This is a genomic window from Pyxidicoccus xibeiensis (assembly GCF_024198175.1).
Classification (GTDB): domain Bacteria; phylum Myxococcota; class Myxococcia; order Myxococcales; family Myxococcaceae; genus Myxococcus; species Myxococcus xibeiensis.
This window is the reverse complement of record NZ_JAJVKV010000001.1, coordinates 1,784,586-1,811,454: the sequence shown is the minus strand read 5'-3', so window position 1 is coordinate 1,811,454 and position 26,869 is coordinate 1,784,586. Positions and strand designations below refer to the sequence as shown.

Here is a 26,869-nt window from a genome sequence, read left to right as displayed (position 1 = left end):
GCTGCACGGAATCGCGCCTGCTCCAGCCGAACCCGCGCAGCCGTGTTCCTCGTGGAACGGCAGGCCGCGCATCGACACAGCGAGGTCGCGCACCGCGCATCACCGCTGCTTCGCGGAGCCGCTGTCCCGACCGCGTTGCCTCGTTCCACGTGGAACACGAGGCAGCGCTTCGCGGTGCAGGTGGTCACCGTCATCACGCCCCTCCACGCATGCACGCTGACCGGTGCCTGCTGCCTCACGCGGAACACGAGGCCGCGCTTCGCGGTGCGGGTGGTCACCGCCATCACGCCCCACGCATGCACGCATGCACGCAGACCGGTGCCTGCTGCTTCACGCGGAACATGAAGCTGCGCTTCGAGATGCTGCCAAGGCCTCCTCATCGACGCTCCGCGCATGCCCGCGCGAACCGGCGCCACCACTTTCCACGTGGAACAAGGGAGTTGGGTTCGGGGCCTCGATGCGGGCCGCCTCCTCCGCGTTCCACGTGGAACACGAGGCTGCACATCGACGCTTCGATGCGAGCCATCGCCACCGCGCTCCAGGTGGAACAGAAGGCTGGGCTTCGACGCTTCGGTGCGGGCCGGCGCCGCCGCGTTCCACGTGGAACAGGAGGCTGGGCCCCGACGCTTCGATGCGGGCCGCCACAGCCGCGTTCCACGTGGAACAGGGGACCGCGAACCCAAGACCCCGAGCACCACGCCCATGGCGACACACGCGACATGCGCTGACCGCCCCCGCCACGATGCCGCATCAGTGAGCACGGCGGCACGATGAGCCACCACTTCCCGGTGCATGCGTGGCCCCGTCGCTCAGGAGCACGTGCGGCATGGAGTGGAGCCGCAAGGAACACGAGCGGTGCTCCTCAACGTCGGCACTGATGCATGCGCCGTCCGCGCCGGACTTCTCGGTTCAGGTGGCACCAACAGCTGCGTGTCCCCATCCCTGAGCCGGCGCATCACGCCGCCCCTTCGCGCAGGTTCCGCCCGGGTTCACGCACGCGTTCCACGTGGAACAGGAGCCCGCGCATCGCGCCACAGGAAGGGGCCCTGCTCCGAGCCGAGGCTCGCGCACCGCGTTCCACGTGGAACAGGCGATGGCTCGCGAGCGCCTCCGGCTTCCGCACGGCACCCGCGACACGGCGCAGTGGAGGCTCCCGGGTCGTTCCACATGGCACGGGAAGACGGCGCAAAGGGCCTCCTTCATCACCGCGGCACCGTGAAGCCGTTGGTCGGCAGGTGCGGCGTTCCACGTGGAACAGGTCGGCGAGCATCAGGGCCGCGACGCATGGTCCACAGCTACCGCATGGGTGCCAGTGCTGGCCGAGGTAGCGCGGCGGCGTTCCACGTGGAACGGCTGAGTGCGCCCCCGCACAGCACCATGCCGCTTCACACCTCACTTCTGCACGAGCAACCCGCTGCCCGAGCACGCGCGGCGTTCCACGTGGACGGGGAACGCATGCGCCTCCGAGCCGGCGCAGCGTTCATCGCTTCCGCACGAGCCCGGCGTTGACCCGTCACGCCCGCCCCCGAAACTGCAAGCACCTGCGCACCGCACCGGCCACGCATGCCGACGGCCGGATGCCGCTTCGCGCACCAGTCCCGTCTTCGCTCCTCGCTCATGTGAAGGGGGCGCTCGCTCTCAGCCCCACGTCCGACCATGCGAGTCCTGGAGCAGTCCCCTCCCCTTCCCCACCACGCACCATGCCCCCGGTACCCAGGTCGAGCAGTCGGCACACCAGCCCCGGACCGACCGCCCCCCGCACCACCGACACTGCAGTGCCCTGCTCTGCCGTCGTCTCAACCACCAACCCGGCGTCCTGCTATCGAGCGCCCTTGCCCTCCATGGCTCCATCCTCTGGAAGCAAGCCGTGCAGCCGACCACCGCACCGCCTCCTGACAACCCACCAGCCAACCGACCTGCCCCAGCGACGCATGGCCGTTGCCCATCCACCATGTGCGTCCCCGTTCGGTCACCAACGGACCTCACGCTCCCTCGCGTTGACGAAGCCGCCGTGCTCAGGTCACGTCGTGCCCGATGCGTGAGCGCCTCCCCCCAGCCGAACCCACGACCGAAGACGAGCGGCTCTTCCGCACCTTCGCGGCGGCGATGCCTCAGCTGGCCTGGACCTCCACGTTCGATGCGGACACGGACTCCTTCAATCCCGCCTGGTACGCCTTCACCGGTCAGCCCACGGACCTGACCGGCGCCGCGGCCTGGAACGCCGCGCTCCATCCCGACGAAGCCACCGCGGTCATCGCCGCCAGCAAGGCCATCAGGCTCACCGGCGAAGCCTTCGCACTCGAAGCCCGGCTCCGTCGCGCCGATGGCACCTGGCGCTGGCACCACCTCCAGTCCCGCCCGGTGACGCACCCGGAGGGCCCGGTCCGCTTCCGCCTCGGCACCGCCACCGACATCCATGAGCAGAAGCTCGCGCTCCGCCGGCTGGAAGACAGCGAGCAGCGACTCGCGCTCGCGCTGGAGTCCTCCAACCTGGGCACGTGGGAGTGGGACATCACCTCCGACGTGCTGAGCTTCGACCTGCGCTGCGAGCAGATCTTCGGCATGCCGCCGCGGTCGTTCCGCGGCACCTTCCGCACGGACTTCCCCCGCTTCGTCCACCCCGACGACCGCGAGCTCGTCCTCTCGCACGTCGACGCCGCCGTCCGCGGGCGCACCGCCTATCGCCTCGAGTACCGCACCGTCTGGCCCGATGGCGGCATCCACTGGGTGCGGGCCCTCGGGCGCGCGTACTACGGCGAGACGACGGGCAGGCCCACGCGCATGGTGGGCACCGTCGCCAACATCGACGCACGCAAGAACCAGGAGGCCCGCTTCGAGCTCGTCCTCGAGGCCGCCGGTCTCGGGCTCTGGTACTGCGACCTTCCGGGCGAGCTCGTCCACTGCAACGCCATCTACCGCTCGCTGCACGGACTCCCCGCCGAGGGCGAGGTGAGGGCGGACGCGGTGCGCCGGCGGATGCATCCGGATGACGTCGCACGCGTCGACGAAGCCGTCCGCCGCGCCCTCGAGGAACGCGCGCCGTATGACGTACACTTCCGGCTGCTGCTCGACCCGGCCGCGCCCTCGCAGGTCCGGTGGCTGCGCACCACGGGCCGCGTCTTCTTCGACGCGCACGGCCGCCCGCGGCGGTTCGACGGCGTCACCCAGGACGTCACCGCCGAGCGGCAGCTCGAGGAGTCCCTCCGCCAGACGCTGCTGGAGAAGAACGAGTCCCTCCAGACGCTCGAGTTGGTGAATGAGACGGGCCAGGCGCTCGCCGCCGAGCTCCATCTGGAGACGCTGGTCCAGGGCGTGACGGACGCCGCGACGCAGCTGTCCAAGGCGGCCTTCGGCGCGTTCTTCTACAACGTGCTCGACGACCGCGGTCAGTCGTACATGCTGTACACGCTCGCCGGAGTTCCGAAGGAGGCCTTCTCGCGGTTCCCCATGCCCCGGGCGACCCGCGTCTTCGAGCCCACCTTCAAGGGTGCGGGCATCATCCGCAGCGACGACATCACCCGGGACCCTCGCTACGGCCACAACCCTCCGCACCACGGCATGCCCGAGGGCCACCTGCCCGTGCGCAGCTACCTCGCGGTGCCGGTGACGTCCCGCTCGGGCGAGGTGATTGGCGGGCTGTTCTTCGGCCACCCCTCCCCCGGCGTCTTCACCGTCCGCGAGGAGAAGCTGGTGGCGGCGCTCGCAGCGCAGGTCGCCGTGGCCATGGACAACGCCCGCCTGTTCCAGCGCGCCCAGGAAGCCATCACCGCGCGCGACACGTTCCTGTCCATCGCGTCGCACGAGCTGCGCACGCCCATCACCTCCATGAAGATGCACGCGCAGCACATGCGCAAGCGCATCGACAGCCAGGACCCGAGCGCCTTCACCCCCGAGCGCGTCACCCGGCTCGTGGAGCAGACGGAGCGCTCCATCGGCGGACTCAGCCGGCTCGTCGAGGACATGCTCGACATCTCGCGCATCGCCATCGGCCGGCTCAACATCCAGCTGGAGCAGGTGGACCTGGGCGAGCTGACGCGCGACGTGGTGGAGCGCTTCCGGCCCCAGCTCTCCGAGGCCGGCCATGCGCTCGAGCTGCACCTCGCGTCCGGCATCGTCGGCCGGTGGGACCGCTACCGGCTGGAGCAGGTGCTGACCAACCTGCTCACCAACGCGCTCAAGTACGCGCCGGGAGCGCCGCTGCGGATTTCCACGCTGTCGGTGGGGGACTCCGCCCTGCTGGAGGTGCACGACGCGGGGCCCGGCATCCCCCCGGAGTCCCAGCACCGCATCTTCGAGCGCTTCGAGCGGCTCGTCGCCGCGAAGAACATCAGCGGTCTGGGGCTCGGCCTGCACATCGCCCGGCACATCACCGAGGCGCACGGCGGCACCATCCGCGTGCGCAGCGCCGTGGGGGAAGGCGCCCGCTTCACCGTGGAGCTTCCCATCGCCGGGCCCGCGGACACGCCGGTGACGCCCTCGAGCTGAACCCACGGGCGCGCGACGTCAGGCCTCCGGGTGCAGGCGCTCGGAACCTCGCCGCGGCATGGATGAAGGGGCCGCACCGGCACGCACCGTCCGGCGTGCCGGCAGCCCGAGCCCCCGAGGCGCAGGGGTGTCGGCCACTCGGGCCCTGGACGTCAGAGGTCCAGTCCCCGCTCAGGACTTCGGCGTCACGGGCTCGACGAAGTAGCCCTGCTTGTGCCGGGGCTCGGCGTCATACGCGGCCGCGAGCTTGCGGGCGATGTCCTCGCTCGGGTGCACGGCCACCTCGGCCCGGTTGCCGTGCTCGTCCTGGCGGATGACGGCCCAGCCCTTCCGGGGCCGCTCCCGAGAAGGCAGCGGAGGCGGTGTTCCACGCGCCTCCACCGCGTACCACTGCTTGTGGGCCCGCGCCTCCAGCATGCGCGCGAGGCACTCGGCGTGGCCCTTCACCGGCATCACGCAGACGTCGTGGCGGTTGCCCGTGTCGTCCTGCCGGTACACGGCCCAGCCGTCCTTCGCGCGAGGCTTGCCGCCGTCCGCGCGCCACTCGACCTCGTCCCGCCACCACCCGAGGTGCGCGAGCGTGTGGTCGATTTCATTCGCCTCCGCGAAGACGTGGAAGTCGCCGGTGCGCTCGCGGTGGAGGGCCACCACCGTCAGCCCGCACTCCGCGCGCCACACCCAGTACGCCGTGGGGCCGAGCCCGTCACCGTGCGAGTCCGTGCCATGCGGTGGACCCAGGCGCTGCTCGAAGGCGGCCCGCGACTCGCGCGCGAGCACGTCGTGGTTGGGTTCGTACAGCCAGACAAGCGGACCTTCGACGGGAAGCGGCTTCATGCGTGGCACCCCCGACACGAAGCTAACCGTGCGCCCACGCCCCGCCACCCCGCGAGCCACGCGCCCGAATGCCCGACTGAAGCGTGTCAGCAGTTCCACGCACGGGGCACACGGGCGCACGTCCGGAGTCGGTGCCTGCGGAAGACCCGACATCCCCACGGGCCGCGGTGCTCCCTCCCGCGCGAGGTCATCCAGGTCTCTTGCAACCCGTCGATGCGCAGGGCAGTCCCCTCCCCTGCCCCGCGCGAGGCCCGGCGCCGCGCTCACTCCTTCGCGAACACCGCGACCTGGCGCTCGGCGCCGGAGAACGGCAGCCGGTACGCCCGCGCGGACACGACGCGCAGCTGCCGCTCCGCCGCGCGCGCCGCCAGCTCCGCGTCCGGCTGCGCCTTGCCGAGCATCGCCACCACGCGCCCGCCCGGCGCCACGTACGCCGGCGCCAGCGCGAGCCAGTCCGGCAGGTCCATGAACGCGCGCGCAATCAGCACCTCGGCGCGCGCAATCCCCTCCACCTCCGGCCTGCCCTCCGCGCGCGCATGCAGCCCGCGCACGCCCTGCAGCCCCAGGCTCGCGGCGGCCGCCTTGATGAAGGCGACCTTCTTCCCCACCGTGTCCACCAGCGTCACGCCCAGCGCCGGCAGCGCCAGCTTCAGCGGCAGCCCCGGGAAGCCCGCGCCCGCGCCGAGGTCCAGCAGCGTCGCCGCGCCCGTCACCTCCGGCAGCACCGCCAGCGAGTCCAGGAAGTGCTTCTCCAGCACCTCCTCCGGCGCCGTAATCGCCGTGAGGTTCACCTTCGCGTTCCACTTCAAGAGCTCCGCCATCAGCCGCTGCAGCTGGGGCCCCACGTCCTCCGCCACCGTCACGCCCAGCGCCCGGCTCCCGGACGCGAACAGATCTACGAACCGCGCGTTATCCACAACGCCTCCACTCCGAACATGCCTTCAACCCCCTGGAATCACTCAGGCGGCGGCTGTCCCCAAAGTTTCCCACACGTTATCCACAGCCCCATTCCTGATCACTCCAGGGGCTGCGGGCCGCCTGCCGGGGGCACCGGGCCGCGCTTCAGGGCCACCAGCAGCAGCGACACCGCGGCGGGCGTGAGGCCCGGAATCCGCCGCGCCTGCCCCACCGTCCCGGGGCGGTGCGCCGTCAGCTTCTCCACCGCCTCGCGGCTCAGCCCGCGCACCTCGGCGAAGGCGAAGCCCTCCGGAATCCGCCACCGGTCCGTCGACTCCGCCTCGCGCGCCGCCGCCCTCGCCGCCTGGGCGATGTAGCCCTCGTACTTCACCTCCACCTCCACCTCCTCCGCCACCTCCGGAGGCAGCGCGGGCCAGTCCTCCCTCCCCTCCCCCAACTGCGCGTACGTCACCTCCGGCCGCTTGAGCCGCGCGGCCAGGCCGGTGCGCTTCAGCCGCGCCACCTCGTCCCCCACCGCGCGCGCCCGAGCCTCCGCCCGCTCCAGCGCCTCGCGGGGCAAGAGGCCCACCCGGTGCCCGTGCCGCGCCAGCCGCAGGTCCGCGTTGCCCTCGCGCAGCTTCAGCCGGTGCTCCGAGCGGCTGGTGAACATGCGGAACGGCTCGTCCACGCCCTTCGTCACCAGGTCGTCCACCAGCACCGCGCCGTGCGCCTCGTCGCGGCCGGGCAGCAGCGGCGGCTCGCCCTTCACCGCGAGCGCCGCGTTGATGCCGGCCCACAGCCCCTGGAAGGCGGCCTCCTCGTAGCCCGAGGTGCCGTTGAGCTGCCCCGCGAAGTACAGGCCCGCCACGGCCTTCGTCTCCAGCGTGGACTTGAGCTGCGTGGGCGGCGCGTAGTCGTACTCCACCGCGTAGCCGTAACGGACCACCTCCACCCGCTCGAGCCCCGGAATGGTGCGCAGGAAGGTGAGCTGCACGTCCGCGGGCAGGCTGGTGGACAGGCCCGCCGGGTACACCAGCGGCGACGTGGGCCCCTCGGGCTCCAGGAAGACCTGGTGCCGCTCGCGCGCGGCGAAGCGCACCACCTTGTCCTCCAGCGACGGGCAGTAGCGCGGCCCCCGGCCGACGATTTCCCCCTGGTACAGCGGCGAGCGGTGCAGGTTGTCGCGCAGCACCTGGTGCGTCTGCAGCGTCGTGGAGGTGATGCCGCAGGTGACGGCGGGCTGCCGCGGGAAGGGCTCGCCCGAGGCCACCTCCCCCTTCGTGCGCCAGGAGAACGGGCGCACAGGGAAGTCCCCGGGCTGCGGCTCCACCGCGTCCCAGTCGATGCTCTCGCGCGCCAGCCGCGCCGGCGTCCCCGTCTTGAAGCGGCCCAGCGTGAAGCCGAGCGCGCGCAGCGAGTCGGACAGGCCGCGCGCGGCGTCGTCTCCCAGGCGCCCGCCGACCTCCTTCTTCTCGCCCACGTGCATCAGCGCCTGCAGGAACGTCCCCGTGGTGAGCAGCACCGCGGAGGCCGCCACCTGGGTGCCGTCCCCCAGCACCACGCCCGCCACCCGCCCGCCCTCGGCGACGACGGAGGCCACCTCGCCCTCCAGCACCGTGAGGTCCGGCTGCGAGAAGAGGACGGCGCGCATGCCCGCCGAGTACGCCTCACGGTCGCACAGCACGCGCGTGGCCTGGACGGCGGGCCCCTTGGAGGCGTTGAGCGTCTTGAAGTGCGTGCCGGCCGCGTCCGCCGCGCGCCCCATCTCTCCGCCGAGCGCATCCAGCTCGCGCACGAGGTGGCCCTTGGCGGTGCCCCCCACGGCGGGGTTGCAGCTCATGACGGCGGCGCGGTCCTTCTTCAGGGTGAGGCCCAGCGTGGCCAGCCCCATGCGCGCGCAGGCGAGCGCCGCCTCGCAGCCCGCATGGCCCAGCCCCACCACGATGACGTCGTACCGGAGTCCCATCGCTCACGAGAGTCGCTGGCGGAAGCCGGAGCCTGACAGGGGAGCCTGACAGGGCCCGGCGCCGCCGCGTGGCACCGGGGCACCCTGGCCTCGCGCGCCGCGACCTTTCGGGCCTCCGTATGTCCCTGGCGCGGGCCCTTGGCAAGCAAAGGGGCTGAGGAGGGCAGCACCCGGCGGACCGAGCGCCCTGCCCTCCCCTCACCCACGAAGGTTTACGGGAGCGCGCGAGGCAGGCAGTGGGAGGGGTTGAAGACCTGCCTGCCTCGCGCGCACCGGCCACCCTCCGGAAGGTCGCCCCAGACCTGCTGGCGACGCCCCTCCGGCCTGGATGGCGTTTTGAAGATGTCTCGCGGGGCGGTCCGGTAGCGGTGACGCCACCCTCCCCCGGTGGGCGGCACACCTCCCGACGAGCGGGCCCGAAGGTCCACCCCGCGCTGGCGCCTCCCCGGGTTTCCCCCGGTGCCGAGGACGCGCCGTCCTTCCCCACGCGGCTTCCCGAGCCCGTGGGGTGAGTCATGGCGTCGCACACACGGAAGGCGGACCAGTCCGTGCGGTGAGGGCGCAGCGGTGGACGAGCTCGGGCCTCAAGGGTCCGACGCCCCCGTGTGCGCGACGGGGATATGAATAGCCGGGGGGTCTGACATGCGGGCTGACGCAGGCCCGGTGCCCGGCAGGGGCCCCGGACAGCCTCGCTGTTTCATTTCAGCAACAGGGTCGTGCGTGGTGGGCGGTTCCGTCCCGAGGGCCCGGCCGCTGTTCGTGGAGCGCACCCATGGAGCCGAGGTGCACGCTCGTGACGGAGCCGCTGCTGGACACGCTGGCGGCCCGCGGGCCGCTGTCCCTCGACATGTCCCTGCCCGCCCTGGAGTGGCGCGTGGGCTCATTGGGGCCACCAGGCGTGGGCGCAAGAAGCTGGAGCAGGAGAGGGTGGCCGTGTCTCGTGAGCCGGGGGCGGGACGCCTTGAGGCCAGACGGGCCCCGTCCTCCTCACGCAGGTGACGCCGAGGCAGCCGTGCGTGCACCGCGAGCACGGTCCGGACGCGACCCGACGCCTTGCTGTTCGGAAATGTCGGGACATTTGCGGCGCGAAAACCCCCGACATTTCCGAACAGTGGCCTTCCAATGCGCTCCCGCCCTGCCCGTGGCTCATCACGTGCGGACGTTCCACGTGGCTCCTCGCGGGTCCCGGCTGAGCAGTGGCTCCCCGCATGCGGACGGTGGCACCTGTCCCTTCGCATGCGCCTGGGAACCGTGAGGGCAGGGCAGCGGGTCCCGAAGTGAGGTTCCCTTCGGAAACGCGACACTCACGCTCCAGGCGTGAAGCAACGTGCTCGCGAGCAGGGGAGCCGTGCCATCCTTCCTGGCCATGGCATCCACCACCCGCACAGTCCAGGGCCCCGCGGGCCGGCTCGCCGTCACCGACTCCGGTGAAGGTGGGCTCCCCGTGCTCTTCGTCAACAGCAACGCCGGCCACCGTGAGCAGTGGGCCGCGCAGCAGGCGCACCTGAAGCAGCGCTCCGTGTCCTTCGACCTGCGCGGCATGGGGGACTCGGACCTGGACCCGAAGGGGCGCTACACCACGGTGGACATGGCCGAGGACATCCAGGCGGTGGCGGACGCGCTGGGGTTGGAGCGCTTCGTCCTCGTGGGGCACAGCCTCGGCGGCACGGTGGCGGGCGAGTACACCATCCGCTGGCCCGAGCGGCTCGCCGGGCTCGTCCTCGTGGACACGGCCGGCACGATGCCGCCGCTGCCTCCCGAGCAGCTCGCCTGGTTCCGCGACGGCATCCGCCCGGAGAAGTACCGCGACTTCATCGACGGCTGGTTCGCGCCCATCCTCCAGAACGCGAAGCCGCACACGCGCGAGGCGGTGATGCGCTGGCTGCACGCCACGCCGCGCGAGGTGGTCGTCAACTCGCTGGAGAGCCTGCTCGCGTACGACTCAGACAAGGTGTTCGAGCGCTACAAGGGCCCCGTCCACACGCTCGTCGTGGACGCCTTCATCCAGCCCAATGCCTATCATCTGCTCTACCCGGGCATCCCCCACACCGTGTTCACCGGCGTGAGCCATTGGCTGATGATGGACGCGCCGGAGAAGTTCAACGCCGAGCTCGACGCGTTCCTCGCCACGCTGAAGTGAGGGTAGGGGAGGGCGTCACAGCTCGCCGGTGTCGAACACGGTGACAGGCCGGTCCGGGCGGCGCGGGTCCTGGCCCACGAGCTTGAAGCGCACGGTGGAGTGGGGGCCCCGGTCCTTCACCTCCACCACGCCCACGTTGAGCCCGCTGTAGGGGTTGTGGTCCGCGCCCTCCACGCCGTCCATCCGGACGAGCCGCGCCACCGGGCCGTCCTCCACCTTCAGCAGCACCTCCGTGCGAGGCAGGTGGCCGGCAGCCCACGCGGAGAAGCCACGCGTGTGGTGCGTCACCGCGCTGGAGGTGAACTGGTACAGCGTGCCGTGCGAGTCGCCCAGCCAGTCGATGGCGAACGCGCAGCCCAGGTGCACGTCCCCGCTGAGCAGCACCACGCGCTGCGCGGGACAGCGGCGCTGGTGCGCGAGCAGCAACGCCAGCAGCCGGTCCCGGTCGGGCAGGTTCCACGGGTGCGTCCAGCGGTCCCTCGCGTCGCCCCGGTGGCTGCGCAGCAGGGAGATGCCCACCGACGCCCATGAGGCCACGTACACCATGGGCACGCTCAGCAGGAGGAACACCGCGTGGCTGTCCTGGTGTGCCTCCAGCCACGAGGAAAGGCGCGCGAGCTGCTCGGGCGAGTAGACGCGCGGGTGCTCACCGCCACGCCGCTGGCTGCGCAGGTCCATGGCGTAGATGCCGGTGCTGCCGTAGTCGAAGCTGAAGTCGAAGGTGGCGGGCGGGCCACCGGCAGCCGGGCCCAGCACGCGTGAGGCCTGGTAGTCGAAGTACGCCGCGCGCGCGCCCAGGTCGACCTGCCGCCACGTGGGGCCGGCGTGCTCGGGCTCGGCGCCCCAGTTGTTCACCACCTCGTGGTCATCAATCATGGGCCACGTGGGGTAGTCCGCCAGCAGCCCGCGCCAGCCGGGCAGGTCCCAGAACTGGCGGTAGCGGTGCTGGTACAGCCGCCGCACCTCCGCCGCCGAGCAGTCCTCCAGTCGCGCCCGTCCTGGCGGGGCGACCTGGTGGAAGTACTCCGGAGCGAAGAGGGACAGCGCGGGAGGCTCGTCCACGTACACCTGGTCGCCGCCCAGCAGGAGGAAGCGCGCGTCGTGCGACTCCAGCGTGCGGCGGGTGGCCTCCAGCATGGCCTCGGAGGCGGGCCGCACGGCGCCGGATGGCAGGAAGGGCTGGTGACAGCTCAGCAGGCCGAAGCTGAAGGACGGGGGCGTGTCCTCCGGAAGCGCGGGCGCGGTGTCGAAGCGGCCTTCGCCCACGAGCGTCCCGTCGGCTTCGCGGGTGATGCGGAAGCCATGACGCCGCAGGGACGCGAGCGGAGGCGCGTCGGCGAAGTCACCGGGGTAGAGCAGGGTGCCGGTGCCGTCCGCGTCTTCAGCCGGCGCGAAGTGCCAGGAGACGGAGCGCCGCGGACCGTCGCCATTCAGCGGCCACACCTCCAGCCGGTGCGGGCCCGGCACGTCCGAGCGCAGCCACAGGCGCACCGAGTCCGGGCCCACGGCCCCCACCGCCACGGCACAAGAGAAGCGCGGGAAGGGTAGGGCAGGGCGGGACATGCGCCGTGAGTCTATGCACGACTCCCCACCCTGGAGGCCCCGCTACCGCTGGGTGATGGCCCGCGCCGCCTTGACGCGCTCCTCCTCGGTCCGGGCGTCATTCTTCTGGGGGAAGGGCACGTCGAGCCCGCGCTTCACGGCGGGCCGGTCGGCAATCGCCTTCAGCCAGCGCTGGAGGTTCGGCAGCCCATCCACGGACACGCCCGCCCAGTCATGCATGCGCACCCACGGCCACGTCGCGATGTCCGCGATGCTGTAGTCACCGGCCAGGTACTCGCTCTCCTTCAGCCGCGTGTCGAGCACCGTGTACAGCCGCCGCGTCTCGTTCTGGTACCGGTCGATGGCCGGCTGCAGCTTCTCCGGGAAGTAGCGGAAGAAGACGTTGGCCTGCCCCTGCATGGGCCCCACGCCGGACATCTGGAACATGAGCCACTGGATGACGCGCGAGCGGCCCTTCACGTCCGCCGGCATCAGCTTCCCCGTCTTCTCCGCGAGGTACAGCAGGATGGCGCCCGACTCGAACACCGCGAAGTCACCCGCGTCCCTGTCGACGATGGCGGGGATGCGCCCGTTGGGGTTGATGCGCAGGAACTCCGGCTGCTTCTGCACGCCCGTGCCGATGTCCAGCGGGTGCACGGTGTAGGGCAGCCCCAGCTCCTCCAGCGCTATCGAGACCTTGTAGCCATTGGGCGTCGTCCACGTGTACAGGTCAATCATCCGGGTGCGCTCCTCGCGTCAGCTCAAGCCGCGCGTCCAGATAACGGGGCCGGGAAATCCGCGCAGCCCCCTGTTCGTGATTCAGCGCAGTTCCTCCTCCAGCAACCGCCAGCGCGCGTCCACCCACGAGCGCAGGTACGCCACCTCGCCCTCGTAGTCGTTCATGTCCGTGCGCCCGCTCCAGCGCGGGAAGGTGCGGTGCTGCTCGCCCCAGCGGGCCTCGTCCTTCAGCGCCGCGGCGCGCAGCTCGCGGTGGTACCCATCGATGAGCCCCAGCACCACGTCCCGGTGCAGCGGCCCTTCGAGCAGTCCGCGGAAGCGCTCCCGCATGGGCCCAGCGATGGCGGGCGTCTCCACCATGCGCTTGAAGAGGAGGTTCCTCGAGGTGAAGGGCTCCAGCTCATCCACGTTCAGCCGCAGCGTGTTCCAGTTCTGCCCGAAGCTGGCGTCCAGGTCCCACGGGATGAAGCGGAACCGCGCCCCCGGTCCTCGCGGCCGGTAGTGGTAGGCATTCTTCGCCACCGAGTCCGCCGTGTAGCCCAGCTGCGACAGAATCCACCAGTCCTCGTAGTCGCGCGGGTCCATCCACGCGTCCCGCTCGGCGACGAAGGTCTCCTCGCTGGAGTCCGCCACGAAGGCGGTGAGCGCGTCGATGGTGCGGAAGGCCTCGTCGCCGTCCTCGGGGTAGCCCACCTTCTTCTCGTAGCCCTGGCGCAGCTTCACCTTGGGCGAGCCCTCCGCGTCGATGCGCGAGAAGTTGGCGTCCCCGCCCACCGCCTTGAAGAGGTCCCCGCCCGGGTCCATCCCCTGCGCGGACAGGAAGTGGCCATTCACGTGGTCCGAGACGGTGAAGAGGCCGTGGTACTCGCCATTCACATACACCACCGCGCTGAAGGCCTTCATCTGCAGGTGCTCGGGCGACATGCGGTTCCACAGCTCGAAGGCGAGCCGCGCGCGCAGATACGAGTTGTCGTTGAACGGGCTGATGAGCACCAGCTTGTGCCGTCCCAGGAAGCCGCCGGCCTGCGTGGGCTCGTCGAAGGTCCGCCCGTCCTTGAAGTCCACCGTGAGGCTGCGCTTGGGGAAGCGCAGCGAGGTGTCCCCGCGGTACCGCGTCTCCACGACCTGGCACTGCCCCCGGTAGACGAGCTTCGCCGGGCGGTAGCCGTCGTCATCCGGCAGCGAGCCCGCCATGTAGAGGTGCAGCACCGGCAGGCCGTCCTCCTCGGTCAGGGCCCGGGGGTCGACGCCCTCGCCCTCGCCCCGAACGGCCCCCGACTTCCAACCTTCCGCCCCTCCGCGGCTCCACGTCGCGAGGTCCTCCACGAAAGAGGCGCTGTCCACGTCCCCACAATCGGGCGGAGCCTCGTTCCAGCCGCCCGTCGGCGCGCAGGCGGAGACCGCCGCCAGGCCCAGTGCGAGCAGGATGTGTCGCCAGCCCTTCCCCATATCCCTCCCTGCCTTGCCCTTGCAGGAAGGTAGCCACCGCGTCACGCACTGGCACCACACACCCTGGAGGCGCTCGCCCCACCTCGGCAAGCTCCGGCTTCGTCGCCTCGCGAACATCGCGCACGTGCGAAAACACGAAGCCCCGCGACGCCGGGTGGCACCGCGGGGCTCCGAGGCCCTGCAGGGGAGGCGGGGCGCTACCGCGTCACGGCGCGGCTGGAGCCTTCACCGGAGCCTTGGCCTTCTTCTCCGCGGTGGCGAAGTCACCGGCCTTCACCTGTGTGGCCTTCGCCCAGTCCACGTGGCGCTCCATGGCCTTGCGCACGTCCTCGGGCTTCAGCTTGACGAGCTTCTGCTCCAGCTCGGCGTCGAAGCTCAGCGTGCGGCCCAGGTACAGGTACCCGGCGAGCTGCCGCGCCAGGCCGCCGTCCTGCGAGCGCGCCGCCTGCCGGTACTCCAGCAGGCCCGCGCGGGCCTTCTCGAGCTCCTCGGGCTTGAAGCCCTCCTTCACCGCGCGAGACACCTCCTCGCGCATGGCCGCCTCCAGCCGCGTCGCGTTCTCCGGCGCGTAGATGGCGTAGGTGACGAAGTTGCCCACCGCGTCGATGTCGCCCGCGTCCAGGCTGCTGCCCACGCCGTAGGACAGGCCGTCCTGCTGGCGGATGCGCGTGGCCAGCCGCGAGTTCAGGAAGCCGCCGCCCAGCACGAAGTTGCCCAGCAGCAGCGCCGGCCAGTCCGCGTCGTCCCGGCGCAGCTTCAACGACTGTCCCGCCAGGTAGTAGGCGTTGGCCTTGTCCGGCGTCTCCAGGGCCACCACCTTCGGCCCGCCATCGACGAACTGCTGCGGCACCCGCTTGAAGGGCGCCGGGCTCTTCCAGCCGCCGAGCAGGTCGCCCGCCAGCGGCAGCAACTCCTTCGGCTCGAAGTCGCCCACCACCGCCAGCTCGCCGTTGGACGCGCCGTAGAAGGCCTTGTGGAAGGCGCGAGCCTCCTCCAGCGGGGTGTTCTTCACGCCGGCCAGGCGCTCGTCCAGGGTGGGCACGTAGTACGGGTGGCCCTTCGGGTAGTGGCCCGACAGCGTCCGCCAGAAGGCGATGCTGCCCTGCGTCTCCGGCTCGCTGCGCTGTGACTCCAGCGCGGCCAGCCGCTCCTGCTTCAGCAGCGCGAACTCGTTGGCGTCGAAGGCCGGCTCGCGGAGCACCTCGGCCACCAGCTTCAGCGCCTCCGGCAGGCTGGCGCGCGGGCACTCGATGGAGATGCTGGCGCCCGTGATTCCACCGTCGACGCCCACCCGCGCCTTCAGCTTGTCGAACGCATCCTGGAGCTGCTGCCGGCTGCGCTTCTTCGTGCCGCGCATCAGCATCCGCCCGGCGTACTGCGCCGCGTCCGCCTTGCCGCGCAGCGCGTCCTCGGTGCCCCAGCGCAGGTTGATGGCCACGTTCACCATCTCGCCGCGCGTCTTCTTGGGCAGCACCACGTACTTGATGCCGCCGCCGGGCAGCTCCCCGCGCTGCACGCGGGCCTCCACGTTGGCCGGAGACGGGTCGAACTGCTCGCCCTGGGCCACGGCCGCGCGGCCCTTGTAGTCCTGCATCATCTTCGCCACGTCCACCGGCGGCGGCAGCTCCGCGCGGTCCGGCTTCGGCGTGGGGATGAACGTGCCCAGCGTCCGGTTGGAGGCCTTGAGGTACGTCGCCGCCACGCGCGTCACGTCCTCGGGCTTCACCGCCTCGATGCGGTCGCGGTGCAGGAAGAGCAGGCGCCAGTCGCCGGTGGCGGCCCACTCGGACAGCTGGATGGCGGCGCGCTCGGAGTTGTTGAGCATCAGCTCGATGGACTTGATGAGCTGCGTCTTCGCGCGGGTGACTTCCTCCTCGGTGAAGGGCGTGCGGGCGGCGTCCTCCACCGTCTTCAGGAAGGCCTCGCGGGCCGGGGCCAGGGGCTGGTCCTCGCGCAGCTCGGCGTTGAAGACGAGCGCGCCCGGGTCTCTCAGCTGGAGGTTGGAGGCGCCCACGCGGGCGGCCTTCTTCGTCTCCACCAGCACCTTGTAGAGGCGGCCGGAGGGGTTGTTGCCCATGGCGAGCGTCAGCACGTCGATGGCGGCGAAGTCCGGGTGGGCGCCCTCGGGCACGTGGTAGAGGCTGGTGAGCACGGACGTGTCGCCCACGCGGCGCAGCGTCACCTCGCGCTCACCGTCCTGGGTGGGCTCGGCGGTGTACGTGGCGGGGACGGGCTCGGCGGGCTTCTTCAGCTTGCCGAAGGTGTCCTGAATCATCGTCAGGGCCTTGGCTTCATCGAAGCGGCCGGCGACGACGAGCATGGCGTTATCCGGCCGGTAGTACTTCCGGTAGAAGGCCTGGAGCCGGTCGATGGGGACGTTCTCCAGGTCCGAGCGCGCGCCGATGGTGGCCTTGCCGTAGCTGTGCCAGATGTACGCGGCGCTCATCACGCGCTCGAAGAGGATGCTGGACGGGTCGTTCTCGCCGGACTCGAACTCGTTGCGGACGACGGTCATCTCGCTGTCGAGGTCCTTGCGGGCGATGAAGCTGTTGACCATGCGGTCTGCTTCGAAGGACAGGGCCCAGCGCAGGTTGTCGTCCGAGGCGGGGAGCGTCTCGTAGTAGTTGGTGCGGTCCAGCCAGGTGGTGCCGTTGGGACGGGCGCCGCGCTCGGTGAGCGCCTGGGGGACGTTCTTCGTGGTGGGCGTGCCCTTGAACAGCAGGTGCTCGAGCAGGTGGGCCATGCCCGTCTCGCCGTAGCCCTCGTGCTTGCTGCCCACGAAGTACGTCACGTTGACCGTCACGTTGGGCTTGGTGGGGTCGGGGAAGAGGAGCACGCGCAGCCCGTTGGGCAGGCGGTACTCGGTGATGCCCTCCACGCTCGCCACCGGGGCGAGCGCCTTGCCCTTCGCCGGCGCGGCGGTCCTGGCGGTGGGGGCTCGGACGGCCGAGGGGGCAGGGGCCTGCGCCCACACCGGGGTGGAGGCCACCAGCAGGGCGGCCAAGAGGGAGAGCGGGGTACGACGCTGCATGCGGTCCTCGCGGGTCTTCTGGGAGTGCACGGGCTTCTAACCCGATATGGGCCTACCGCCATCCCGAGCCGTGGCTTCCGGGGCGCGAGTTGACGTGCTGGGTTGTGTGCCGGACTTGTACCCTGTGAGGTTGACTGCGGGCATGAACCGGCTACTCTGGGGGCATGGCACGGGGCGCTGATCATCGTGGCGGATGATCAGGGCTGCCGGGAGTCACCGGACCTTACAGGTCGTCTCCGCGTCAGCCGCCGTGTCAGATTGGGTTGGTAGGGTGCATGACGTCCCGCCGGAAGCCAACCCCGGCGGGCGGGAGGAGCAATGGCGATGGCTACGGGCAGGGATGTGTTGATGCAGCTTCTTCAGGAAGTGGAAGACCTGCGGCAACAGGGGGTTGCGGCGAACGAGCGAGTCGACCGGCAGTTCCAGGTCGTCGAGGAGCAGTTCCAAGGACTCGCGGCGGAGTTCAGTCGCCTCGCGGCGGCGTTCAGTCAGACCAATAAGGACATGGGGGGTCTTGCCCAGGCTTTTCGCTCGACCCGAGAACTCCACGAGAAACATCTCGCGAGGATTGGCCGCACGTTGAACAAGCTCGCGGATGAGGTTCTGGAAGACCGTGGCCGCTTCGAGGACCATCTGCGACGGGGGCATGATCCGCAGCCGGCCTGACCCGTCGCGAACGTAAATGGAGCCGAGCCCGGGGTGCTTTCATCGCGACCACCCCGGGCACCGATTAACCTTCCCGGCGGCGACCCACGAAGGGACATGGATGCGGCTGGTGCTCCTCTCCGATACGCACATGCGTCACGAGGCCCTCGAGGTGCCTCCATGTGACGTGCTCATCCACGCGGGGGACTTCTCGCACCGGGGGACGCGGCCACAGCTGGACGCCTTCCTGAAGTGGTTCTCCACCCGCGAGGCCCGGGAGAAGGTGCTCATCGCGGGCAACCACGACTTCATCTTCGAGCAGGAGCCCGAGCTGGCCCGCGCGCTCACCCGCGAGGCAGGCGTGCACTATCTCGATGACGAGGCGGCCGTCATCGCGGGGCTGCGCCTCTGGGGCTCGCCCATCACGCCGCGCTTCGGCCGCTGGGCCTTCAACCGCGACCGCGGCCCGGACATCCGCGCCCACTGGGACCGCATCCCCGAGGGCCTCGACGTGCTCATCACCCATGGCCCTCCCGCGGGGCTCGGGGACCGGACCTTCACCGGCACCGCCGCGGGCTGTGAGGACCTGCTGGTCCGCGTGCGCCAGGCGCGGCCCCAGCTCCATGTCTTCGGCCACATCCACGAGGCGTACGGTGAGTACGCGCTGCCCGGCCTGCCCACCCGCTTCCTCAATGTCTCCAATTGCCGGCTGCTGCCCTTCGGCGTCCGCCAGCCCCTCGTGGTGGAGCTCGAACCCCGCTCCTCCACGGGCGGAGGCCCGCTTCCCGGTGCGACGCCCGAGGCCACCGGCTGAGCCCGGATGCGCCCTCCCGCGAGAGTCCGCCCGCCCTTCCGCCCGGCGAGGAGCCTGGGGGACCGGGTCCATTCGAGAGGCCGCATCGCGAAGCCGCGAACAGACGGGGACGTGCAAGCATCGTCGCCGCGGCCCGTTAAGTAGTAAGGACCGCCCGCCAGGGCCGTCCCCTGTCTCGCGCGTACCAGGAGTCCCATCGGATGAAACGAATTCTCGTCGGCACGCTGGCCTTCATCGGCGCGATGTCCGTTCTTTTCGTGGTGGGCCTCATCGGCCTGATGGTGCTCGCGTCGGCGAGCGGCCCGAGCGTGCCCTCCAACCTCGTGCTGGAGCTGGACCTGGAGAGCCCCCTGCCGGAGCACGTGAGTGATAGCTCGCTCGCCGGCGCCTTCGGTGAGGACCCCGCCACGGTGCGCGACGTCGTGGACGCGCTGGAGAAGGCGGGCACCGACTCGCGCGTGAAGTCGCTGGTGGTGCGCATCGGCAACCCCGGCAGCCCCGCCTCCGCGCAGGAGCTGCGCGACGCGGTGAAGGCCTTCCGCGCCACCGGCAAGAAGGCCGTGGCCTACGCGGACAGCTTCGGCGAGGTGAACAACGCCACGCTCGCGTACTACGTCGCCTCCGCCTTCGACGAGGTCTACATCCAGCCGTCAGGCGACCTGAACGTCACCGGCCTCACCTTCGAGACGCCCTTCGCCCGCGACGCCTTCGCCAAGCTGGGCGTGACGCCGCGCTACCACAAGCGCGCCGAGTACAAGAACGCCGTCAACACCTATACGGAGCAGGGCTACAACGCCCCGCACCGCGAGGCCACCGAGCGCTACACGGCCAGCCTCTTCGGCCAGGTGGTGCGAGGCATCGCCGAGGACCGGAAGCTGAAGGAGGACGAGGTGCGCGCCCTCATCGACCGCGCGCCGCTGCTGGGCCAGGAGGCGGTGGACGCGAAGCTGGTGGACGGGCTGCGCTACCGCGACGAAATCTACGGCGCGCTGAAGAAGGAAGCGGGCGACGGCGCCGAGCTGCTCTACGTGCAGAAGTACCTGGAGCGCGCCGGCCGGCCGCACGCCACCGGGGAGACCATCGCCCTCGTGTACGGCGTGGGCGGGGTGACGCGAGGCAAGAGCCAGTCCAACCCGCTCTCCGGCGACCAGACGATGGGCGCCGACAGCGTCGCGGCGGGGCTGCGCAAGGCCGCGGAGGACCCGCGGGTGAAGGCCATCCTCTTCCGCGTGGACAGCCCCGGAGGCAGCTACGTGGCCAGCGACACCGTGCGCCGCGAGGTGCAGCGCGCGCGCGAGGCGGGCAAGCCCGTCATCGTCACCATGGGCACGTATGCCGCGAGCGGCGGCTACTTCGTCGCCATGGACGCGGACAAGATTGTCGCGCAGCCGGGCACGCTCACCGGGAGCATCGGCGTGTACGCGGGCAAGTTCGTGACGGCGGACTTCTGGGAGAAGCTCGGGGTGAACTTCGAGACGGTGTCCGCCGGCCGCAACGCCGCGATGTACGACTCGGACGCGGACTTCACGCCGGAGCAGGAGGCGCGGGCGCAGGCGACGATGGACCGCATCTACGCGGACTTCACGCAGCGCGCGGCGAACGGGCGGAAGATGCCGGTGGAGAAGCTGCGGGAGATTGCCAGGGGCCGCGTCTGGACGGGTGAGGACGCGCTGGCGAACGGGCTGGTGGACGCGCTGGGCGGCTATCCCAAGGCGCTCGCGCTGGCGAAGGAGGCGGCGAAGCTGCCCGCCGACGCCCGCGTGCACGTGGAGGAGTACCCGCGCAAGAAGGGGACGTCCGAGGTGCTGTCGGAGCTGCTCGGCCAGACGGGCGACAACAGCGAGGACGATGCCGCCTCCGTCAGCATGCTGTCCCCCTTCGCACCCCTGCTGGAGGGCACGCGCATGGTGTACTCGCTGGGCGCGCGGCTCGGCCTGCTCGAGCACCAGCGCGGCTCGCTCTACGCGCCCCTGCCCGAGGCAGGCCGGTAGTAGCGACGAACCATGCCCGGGCACGGCGTTCTCCCCGGCGGAGGGCGCAGGCCCGGGCCTTCCGCCATGCCCCGCCGCACTGCCCCGCCGGCCCTTGCGTACTGACGGGACGCACGGGCGTAGGGGCCGGACGCGGAATGGGGCCTTCCGAGGCCTTCCAGGTCCGGGGTGGCCGTGACTCAGAAGAGGGCCAGCGTGGGCGCGGTCTCCTTCCGGGCCAAGGGCCGTCCGAAGATGGAGTCGTAGCGGAGCTCCCGCAGGGCACACCGCTGGCGCCGCGGGTCGAACACGAGACAGCGCGCCACCGGCCCCGCGTACACGTGCAGGGACACCGCGGGCCCCTCGTGGGCGATGACGCGGTGGATGGGCGCCTCGGGGCTGCGGAAGTCCACGTGGCCCACGCCCACCGGCCCCACCACCTCCGGCGGCCCCAGGCGCGCGGGGCCCGGCCCCAGCCCGCCGGCCACCAGCGCGTAGTTCTCCATCACGAAGGTGCCGGCCTGGATGCTGAACCAGCACTCCTGCCCGTCATGGTCATGGATGGGCGACGCCGTGCCCGAGTCCCAGCAGTTGACGATGATCTCCAGCCGCGCGTCCCGGTACACGAGGTTGCGCGTGTACCGGCCCCGGCCGAAGTGCAGATAGGGCCTCAGGCTGGACGGCTCCACCACGAGCCCCCCGAGCCGCTCACCCATCCCCTCGAGGCCCGGCTTCCGGCCGGCCTCCTCCCGAAGGAGCCCCACCAACCCATCGAGGCACATCACGCCCATGGGGGAGAAGCTAGGTAAGGCACCGACATGACGCCCATGAGGCTGTCGGATGGAGGACGGCCAGGCGCTCCTCGCGCACTTGAGGACAGGCCCTGCATCCACTAGACGACACGCACCGCCGGGGCGGGCGCCGAGTAAGCACGCGGCCTCCGCCTTGCAAGGTGGCGCGGACGCGGAACCATCTGGCGTCCGCGAAGAAACCGCACGCCGGGTGGAAGCGTAGACAGATTTTGACTTTCCTGGACCGGGCCATACCCGAGGGCAGGGCAGGTGGCCGCGGTGGGGGGCCGAGGGAACCGACGATGAAGAAGCGACTGGGTGACATCCTCCTGGAGCGCGGTGTGATTGATGCGCTGCAGCTCCACTCCGCGTTGGCGTACCAGCGCAAGTGGGGGGTGCCGTTGGGGCAGGTGGTGGTGGATCAACGCTTCTGCACCGCGCAGCAGGTCCTCGAGGCGCTGGCGAGCCAGGTGGGGATGCAGACGGTGGACCTGGACGTCCAGGTGCCGGACGCCAACCTGGCGTACCTGATTCCGGAGAAGGTGGCGGAGGCGCACCGGGTGGTGCCGCTGCGGCTGGAGGGCAAGGGCCCCCGGGATGCGGTGCTGGTGGTGGCCATTGCCGCGCCGGCCAGCCTGGCGTCGCTGGACGCGGTGAAGAGCGTGTCCGGCAAGTCGCGCGTGGTGGCGAAGCTGGCCACGGACCCCGCCATCCGCCGCGCCATCGGCCGCGTGTACCGGGGTGAAACGGGTGAGGTGGCGCCCCGGCGCGCCGGCCTGGAGAGCTTCTCGCTGCCCGACGCGGACGAGAGCATGCCCATGCTGCTGGGTGGCAGCATGGCGGAGCTGACCAACATGGAGGCGCCTCCCGCCGAGGACGGGCTGCCCATGCTCGCCGCGCTGGAGGACGTCGTGCTGCCTCCGCCCACGGCCGTGCAGGCCACGCGGCCCACGCCTCCGCCCGCGCCCGTGCAGGCCACGCGGCCCACGCCTCCGCCCGCGCCCGCGAGGACGATGACGCCCCCAGGGGTGAAGATGCCGACGCTGACGGCGGCCCGGCCCGAGCAGGTGGCCCAGGTGCTGGTGTACGGCTGGGGCGCGGAGGCCGCGGCCGGGCTGGTGCGCGTGCTGGAGGCCAGTGAGGGCGTGACGGCCCGGGTGGCCAGCACGGAGGAGCTGCTGGCGGCCGGCGAGTCCCAGGTGGTGGTGGCGCCGCTGCCCTCCATGGAGGCGCTGGGCCAGCGGGTGCGTGCGCAGGTGGTGGTGGCCGGCAAGGTGCCGGAGCTGGACTTGCCCCGGGCCCAGGCGGTGGGGGCGAGGGGCTTCCTCGCCGCGCCGGTGGACCCCGACCTGCTGCTGCGGGCGGTGCGCCGGTTGATCCGCTCCACCGACGACACCTTTCTCAAGCGCGCCGGCTGACCGGCGCGACCCTCAGGGTACGGCGGCCAGCAGCGTGGGCTTCTCGGAGCCCTCGGCCAGCCAGAGTGAGCCGAGCTCCAGCATCGAGGACGCGAAGGGCTCGGCGCGCACCAGCGAGTCCGCCTCGTAGCTGCCGGTGAGGAGCCAGCCGCGCTTGACGCGCTGGTACACTTCCAGCGTGCGGGCGGTGGGGTCCACCAGCCAGACGTGGGCGACGCCCGCGCGCGCGTAGAGGGGCAGCTTGCGCGTGCGGTCCAGCGCGGCCGTGGAGGGCGCGAGCACCTCGCACACCCAGTCCGGCGCCAGCGTGAGGAAGGGGACGTCCGGGTCCAGCGGGGCGTCCACGCGCTCGCGGCGCCAGCCCGCCAGGTCCGGCACGAGCATGTCGTGGCCCAGGTGCAGCTCGGGCGCGCGCAGGAAGCACCAGCGGCCGCTGCCGCCCCGGCGGCGGTCGAGCTGTTCTCCCAGCTCCACGCCCAGCATGAAGGCCGCGCGCGTCTGCGCGGCGGTGGGGCGGGGCGAGGCGACCAGCTCCTCGTCCAGAATCTCCCCCACCCAGCCCGAGGGCAGGGCCGTGAGCATCGAATAGCGCGAATGGGGGATGGTGCCTTCCGTCACAATGCCTCCGTGAAAATCACCGGGTGAGGGCGGGCATTCTAGGGAGCGGTCTGACACTCCCCTGACGGCGGTCAGGACGCGCCCGGACGCCTTCGCTTCCGCCCCTTGTAGGAGCGCGTTCCGGCCGGATGTGAGGTGAGCGCCTTCGCTTCGGCCAGCAGCCAGCGACGCACGGCGGCCAGCCGCTCCGCATGGCGCGGCGTGTCGAGCTGGACGAGGTGGTACGCGAACCCGTCCAGCTCCGGCCCGAAGGGCTGCACGAGCGCCCCGCTGGAAAGTTCCTCAGCGACGAGCACGAGGCTGACGAGTGCGATGCCCTGGCCGGCGATGGCGGCCTGGATGGCGTGGGACTCGTCGGAGAAGAGCAGCTCCCCGCCCGGGGTGCGGTAGGGCCGGCCCGCGCTGGCGAACCAGCGGGGCCAGGTGGGCGTGTCGTCCTGGACGCGGCGCCACTCGAAGCGGATGAGCGGGTGCCTGCCGAGGTCCGCCGGCCCGCGCACGCCGAGCCGGGGGCTGCACACGGGCGCGAAGCGGTCCTGGAGCAGCAGCTCCGAGCGCAGGCCGGGGTAGGCACCGCGGCCGTAGCGGATGGCGAGGTCCACGCCTCCCGTCCTCAGGTCCACCGCGTCGTCGGAGGCATGGAGGCGCAGGTCGAGCCCGGGGCACGCCGCCCGGAACGCGGCGACGCGCGGCACCAGCCACTTCGACGTGAAGGCCACCGTGGAGGAGAGCGTGAGGGCGGCCCGCGCGGGAGGGCTCCTGAGCGCGTCGATGCCGCGAGTCATCGCGTCGAAGCCCTCTCGCAGCGACGGGTAGAGGGCCTGGCCGTCGGACGTCAGCACCACGCGCCGGATGTGGCGCTCGAAGAGGCGCAGGCCGAGCCACGCTTCCAGCTGGCGGACCTGGTGGCTGATGGCCGTGGGTGTCACGGCGAGCTCGTCCGCGGCCCGCTTGAAGCTGAGGTGCCGTGCGGCCGCCTCGAAGGCCCGGAGCGCCGAGAGCGGTGGGAGGTCTCTCATGAAGCACGCATGGGTGAATGCAGCTCAGCCATCGCCTGAGGATTACGCGTTTGTCAGCGGGGAGGCCAGCTCCTATCTCTAGTCGTGCCGGACGCGAGGGAGTCACGTCCTCGCGGCACGGTGCGCGGCCCGCTCCATGGATGAGCAGGGCTCAACCTGAAGCACTGTGGGAGGAGAGCGTCATGACCCGAATCCTTCACCTCGACTCGAGCGCCCGCGCGGGCGGCTCGGAGCAACACCGTCACGGCTCACACACGCGCCGCCTGTCGGCCCGCTTCGTCGCTCGGTGGCGGGAGGCCCGCCCTGGGGACACCGTCGTGTACCGCGACGTCGGGCAGGCTCCGCCTTCACCGGTGACGGGACGCTGGATTCAGTCGGCCTTCACGGCGACCGGGAAGCGCGAGCCCTGGATGAACGACGTACTCGCGGAGAGCGATGCGCTGGTGGACGAGCTGCTCGGCGCGGACCTCATCGTGGCCGGCGTGCCCATGTACAACTTCAACGTGCCGGCGCAGTTCAAGGCGTACATCGACAACATCATCCGCGTGGGAAGGACCTTCGGGTTCGACCGCTCGCGGACCGGAGAGCCGTACTGGCCGCTGCTGGCGGAGGCGCGCAAGAAGCTCGTCATCCTGAGCTCCCGCGGAGACTTCGGCTATGGACGGGGCGAGCGGCTGGAGGCCCAGAACCACGTCGAGCCAAGCATCCGCACCGCCTTCGGCTACATGGGCATCACCGACATGGAGTCCGTGGCGGTGGAGTACGACGAGTTTGGAGACGAGCGGCTGAAGGCGTCGCTGGCGCTCGCGGAGGCGCGGGTCGATGCCCTCGTGGACCGGCTGCTGCTCGAGTGGAGCCCGCGCGAGCTCGGGCCGGAGCCGGATGAAGGTGCCGGAGCTGCGCACGCCACGCGCGGAACCGTTCACATGGGCTGACGCGTGGACCGGCCGGCGTCACCTCAAGGGGACGGGCGTCTCCTCTCGTCTCCGGGGTGCGCTCACTTGCCGATGCAGAAGCGCTGGAAGATGGCGTCGAGGAGGGCCTCGGAGACGGAGGTGCCGGACACCTCGCCGAGCGCTTCGAGCGCGAGGCCCACCTCGCCGGAGACGACCTCGAGCGTGGACGCGCGCGACGCGGCCTCGGCGCGGGCCAGGGCCTCGGAGGCGCGACGCAGGGCATCCGCGTGGCGCTCGGAGACGAGGGCCACCGCGGAGGGAGTGCCACCTCCCCACAGCCGCCCGAGCAGGGTGGTGCGCAGGGCCTCCACGCCTTCACCCGTGAGCCCGCTCACGCGGAGGCGCGGAGCAGGTCCTTCTGGCATCCGCGCGGGTTCCTCCACGGCGTGCGGCGGGCCACCGGGGACAGTTGGACGCGGCTTCTCCACCGCGCCTCCACCCACGACCTGGACGTGCGAGGCGGACTGCGGGCCGACACCACTGCTCCTGCCCGACACATCGCACTTGCCATCGACACACAGCACCTCCGTGGCACCCGCCTCGCGCGTCCACGACTCGGCCTCGGCCTCCGTGGCCTGAGGCGGCAGCACGAGCACGGCCAGGTCCACGCCCGCGAGCAGCTCCCGCGTGCGGGCGATGCCGAGCGCCTCCACGCGGCCCGGCGTCTCGCGCAGCCCGGCGGTGTCGAAGAGGGTGACGCCCAGCCCGTCCCACTCGACACGCGCCTCCAGCGAGTCCCGCGTCGTCCCGGGCTCGTCGTCCACGAGAGCGCGCGCCTCGCCCACCAGGCGGTTGAAGAGGGTGGACTTGCCCGCGTTGACGGGGCCGTAGAGGGCCACGCGAGCCCCCCGCCGCACGAGCCGGCCCCGTCCCGCCTCCGCGAGCAACACCTCCGCCCGGGCGCGCAGGGCCTCGACGCGCGCGGCGGCCTCCGCGTCGGCACCCTCGGCCTCGTCGGGGAAGTTGAGCACTCCCTCCAGGTCCGCATGCAGCTCGCGCAGGGGCTCCTCCAGCTCCCGCACGCGCGAGGCGAGCGCACCGGACAGGCCCGCCGCGGCCGCACGCACCGCGGCCTCCGAGTCCGCCGCCACCAGGTCCGCCACCGCCTCCGCGCGGGTGAGGTCCATGCGGCCATTGAGGAAGGCGCGACGCGTGAACTCACCCGGAGCGGCGGGGCGTACGCGCTCGTCCTCCAGCGCGCGGGCCAGCAGCAGGCGCAGCAGGCGCGGGCTGCCATGGGCCTGCAGCTCCACCACGTCCTCCCCCGTGAAGGAGTAGGGCGCGCGGAAGTAGAGGAACAGGCCCTCGTCCAGCGCGCGCCCTTGAGAGTCCACGAAGGTGGCGAGGTATGCGTGACGCGGCGTGGGCTCGGCGGGCACGCCGGGGGCCAGCAGGCGGCCCACGTCCAGCGCGGAGGGGCCGGACAGCCGGAGGATGCCCACGGCTCCAGCGATGGGCGCGGTGGCGAGAGCGGCGATGGTGGAGGAAGCAGACGTCATGTCGGCACGGCGGCGTCGCGGGGAGGACGCCGCATCCCCCCCAGCGTAGCCGCACCC

General features: G+C 71.5%; 18 protein-coding genes. 7 read left to right on the top strand and 11 right to left on the bottom strand.

The genetic code is table 11. From position 1 onward, the window contains the following. Nucleotides 1-2,034 precede the first annotated feature (2,034 nt). On the top strand, nt 2,035-4,485 hold the full coding sequence (locus LXT23_RS07270; RefSeq protein ID WP_253979332.1) for a PAS domain-containing protein: 2,451 nt from the start codon (nt 2,035-2,037) through the stop codon (nt 4,483-4,485). A 171-nt stretch (nt 4,486-4,656) separates the two neighbouring features. Here the strand turns inward: LXT23_RS07270 and LXT23_RS07265 are convergent, their stop codons facing one another. The 3 genes from LXT23_RS07265 to mnmG form a co-directional block, all read right to left on the bottom strand. Continuing rightward, a complete protein-coding gene (locus LXT23_RS07265) occupies nt 4,657-5,319 on the bottom strand; it encodes a hypothetical protein (RefSeq protein ID WP_253979331.1) in 663 nt (220 codons plus the stop codon). A gap of 263 nt (nt 5,320-5,582) precedes the next feature. Next, the gene (gene rsmG / locus LXT23_RS07260; RefSeq protein ID WP_253979330.1) at nt 5,583-6,236 is read right to left on the bottom strand and encodes a 16S rRNA (guanine(527)-N(7))-methyltransferase RsmG; all 654 of its coding nucleotides are present in this window, start codon (nt 6,234-6,236) and stop codon (nt 5,583-5,585) included. A 98-nt stretch (nt 6,237-6,334) separates the two neighbouring features. Next, complete coding sequence (gene mnmG, locus LXT23_RS07255) at nt 6,335-8,182, bottom strand: tRNA uridine-5-carboxymethylaminomethyl(34) synthesis enzyme MnmG (protein ID WP_253979329.1); 1,848 nt, start codon at nt 8,180-8,182, stop codon at nt 6,335-6,337. Between the two features lie 1,348 nt (nt 8,183-9,530). Between mnmG and LXT23_RS07250 the strand changes: the two genes are divergently transcribed. Beyond that, a complete protein-coding gene (locus LXT23_RS07250) occupies nt 9,531-10,322 on the top strand; it encodes an alpha/beta fold hydrolase (protein WP_253979328.1) in 792 nt (263 codons plus the stop codon). Between the two features lie 15 nt (nt 10,323-10,337). Here LXT23_RS07250 and LXT23_RS07245 read toward each other — a convergent pair whose 3' ends face one another. The 4 genes from LXT23_RS07245 to LXT23_RS07230 form a co-directional block, all read right to left on the bottom strand. Further along, nucleotides 10,338-11,885 carry an alkaline phosphatase D family protein gene (locus LXT23_RS07245; RefSeq protein ID WP_253979327.1) on the bottom strand — a complete coding sequence of 516 codons (1,548 nt, stop codon included), beginning with the start codon at nt 11,883-11,885 and terminating at the stop codon, nt 10,338-10,340. 42 nt (nt 11,886-11,927) lie between these two features. Continuing rightward, a complete protein-coding gene (locus LXT23_RS07240) occupies nt 11,928-12,602 on the bottom strand; it encodes a glutathione S-transferase family protein (RefSeq protein WP_253979326.1) in 675 nt (224 codons plus the stop codon). A gap of 81 nt (nt 12,603-12,683) precedes the next feature. Next, complete coding sequence (locus LXT23_RS07235; RefSeq protein ID WP_253979325.1) at nt 12,684-14,051, bottom strand: CotH kinase family protein; 1,368 nt, start codon at nt 14,049-14,051, stop codon at nt 12,684-12,686. Nucleotides 14,052-14,256: 205 nt separating this feature from the next. Next, nucleotides 14,257-17,082 carry a M16 family metallopeptidase gene (locus tag LXT23_RS07230; protein ID WP_253979324.1) on the bottom strand — a complete coding sequence of 942 codons (2,826 nt, stop codon included), beginning with the start codon at nt 17,080-17,082 and terminating at the stop codon, nt 14,257-14,259. Between the two features lie 318 nt (nt 17,083-17,400). Here LXT23_RS07230 and LXT23_RS07225 point away from each other — a divergent pair, with 318 nt between their 5' ends. The 3 genes from LXT23_RS07225 (at nt 17,401) to sppA (ending at nt 20,532) form a co-directional block, all read left to right on the top strand. Beyond that, nucleotides 17,401-17,748 carry a hypothetical protein gene (locus LXT23_RS07225; protein WP_253979323.1) on the top strand — a complete coding sequence of 116 codons (348 nt, stop codon included), beginning with the start codon at nt 17,401-17,403 and terminating at the stop codon, nt 17,746-17,748. 100 nt (nt 17,749-17,848) lie between these two features. Beyond that, nucleotides 17,849-18,541: a metallophosphoesterase family protein gene (locus LXT23_RS07220; RefSeq protein WP_253979322.1), complete on the top strand. Its 693-nt coding sequence runs from the start codon at nt 17,849-17,851 to the stop codon at nt 18,539-18,541. Between the two features lie 200 nt (nt 18,542-18,741). Next, nucleotides 18,742-20,532, top strand: coding sequence for a signal peptide peptidase SppA (sppA, locus tag LXT23_RS07215; RefSeq protein ID WP_253979321.1), 1,791 nt, complete (start codon nt 18,742-18,744; stop codon nt 20,530-20,532). A 179-nt stretch (nt 20,533-20,711) separates the two neighbouring features. On the opposite strand, the gene LXT23_RS07210 is transcribed toward sppA, so the two are convergent. Then, complete coding sequence (locus LXT23_RS07210) at nt 20,712-21,302, bottom strand: cysteine dioxygenase (RefSeq protein ID WP_253979320.1); 591 nt, start codon at nt 21,300-21,302, stop codon at nt 20,712-20,714. Nucleotides 21,303-21,604: 302 nt separating this feature from the next. Here LXT23_RS07210 and LXT23_RS07205 point away from each other — a divergent pair, with 302 nt between their 5' ends. Next, nucleotides 21,605-22,720 (top strand): GspE/PulE/PilB domain-containing protein, encoded by a 1,116-nt coding sequence (locus tag LXT23_RS07205; RefSeq protein ID WP_253979319.1) that lies wholly within the window; start codon nt 21,605-21,607, stop codon nt 22,718-22,720. 12 nt (nt 22,721-22,732) lie between these two features. On the opposite strand, the gene LXT23_RS07200 is transcribed toward LXT23_RS07205, so the two are convergent. Both LXT23_RS07200 and gcvA read right to left on the bottom strand, forming a co-directional pair. Further along, entirely contained in the window at nt 22,733-23,338 is a 606-nt protein-coding gene (locus LXT23_RS07200) for a Uma2 family endonuclease (protein WP_253979318.1), read from the bottom strand. 71 nt (nt 23,339-23,409) lie between these two features. Continuing rightward, nucleotides 23,410-24,357: a transcriptional regulator GcvA gene (gene gcvA, locus LXT23_RS07195; protein WP_253979317.1), complete on the bottom strand. Its 948-nt coding sequence runs from the start codon at nt 24,355-24,357 to the stop codon at nt 23,410-23,412. A 182-nt stretch (nt 24,358-24,539) separates the two neighbouring features. Between gcvA and LXT23_RS07190 the strand changes: the two genes are divergently transcribed. Continuing rightward, nucleotides 24,540-25,292 carry an FMN-dependent NADH-azoreductase gene (locus tag LXT23_RS07190; RefSeq protein WP_253979316.1) on the top strand — a complete coding sequence of 251 codons (753 nt, stop codon included), beginning with the start codon at nt 24,540-24,542 and terminating at the stop codon, nt 25,290-25,292. A gap of 62 nt (nt 25,293-25,354) precedes the next feature. On the opposite strand, the gene LXT23_RS07185 is transcribed toward LXT23_RS07190, so the two are convergent. Beyond that, complete coding sequence (locus LXT23_RS07185) at nt 25,355-26,812, bottom strand: tRNA modification GTPase (RefSeq protein ID WP_253979315.1); 1,458 nt, start codon at nt 26,810-26,812, stop codon at nt 25,355-25,357. Nucleotides 26,813-26,869: the final 57 nt, after the last annotated feature.

Coding starts and splice junctions, on each gene's coding strand:
- LXT23_RS07185 (WP_253979315.1), bottom strand. CDS start 26,812: ATGACGTCTGCTTCCTCCACCATCGCCGCTCTCGCCACCGCGCCCATC.
- sppA (WP_253979321.1), top strand. CDS start 18,742: ATGAAACGAATTCTCGTCGGCACGCTGGCCTTCATCGGCGCGATGTCC.
- LXT23_RS07270 (WP_253979332.1), top strand. CDS start 2,035: ATGCGTGAGCGCCTCCCCCCAGCCGAACCCACGACCGAAGACGAGCGG.
- LXT23_RS07230 (WP_253979324.1), bottom strand. CDS start 17,082: ATGCAGCGTCGTACCCCGCTCTCCCTCTTGGCCGCCCTGCTGGTGGCC.
- gcvA (WP_253979317.1), bottom strand. CDS start 24,357: ATGAGAGACCTCCCACCGCTCTCGGCGCTCCGGGCCTTCGAGGCGGCC.
- mnmG (WP_253979329.1), bottom strand. CDS start 8,182: ATGGGACTCCGGTACGACGTCATCGTGGTGGGGCTGGGCCATGCGGGC.
- LXT23_RS07205 (WP_253979319.1), top strand. CDS start 21,605: ATGAAGAAGCGACTGGGTGACATCCTCCTGGAGCGCGGTGTGATTGAT.
- LXT23_RS07240 (WP_253979326.1), bottom strand. CDS start 12,602: ATGATTGACCTGTACACGTGGACGACGCCCAATGGCTACAAGGTCTCG.
- LXT23_RS07225 (WP_253979323.1), top strand. CDS start 17,401: ATGGCGATGGCTACGGGCAGGGATGTGTTGATGCAGCTTCTTCAGGAA.
- LXT23_RS07190 (WP_253979316.1), top strand. CDS start 24,540: ATGACCCGAATCCTTCACCTCGACTCGAGCGCCCGCGCGGGCGGCTCG.
- LXT23_RS07245 (WP_253979327.1), bottom strand. CDS start 11,885: ATGTCCCGCCCTGCCCTACCCTTCCCGCGCTTCTCTTGTGCCGTGGCG.
- LXT23_RS07210 (WP_253979320.1), bottom strand. CDS start 21,302: ATGGGCGTGATGTGCCTCGATGGGTTGGTGGGGCTCCTTCGGGAGGAG.
- LXT23_RS07220 (WP_253979322.1), top strand. CDS start 17,849: ATGCGGCTGGTGCTCCTCTCCGATACGCACATGCGTCACGAGGCCCTC.
- LXT23_RS07235 (WP_253979325.1), bottom strand. CDS start 14,051: ATGGGGAAGGGCTGGCGACACATCCTGCTCGCACTGGGCCTGGCGGCG.
- LXT23_RS07265 (WP_253979331.1), bottom strand. CDS start 5,319: ATGAAGCCGCTTCCCGTCGAAGGTCCGCTTGTCTGGCTGTACGAACCC.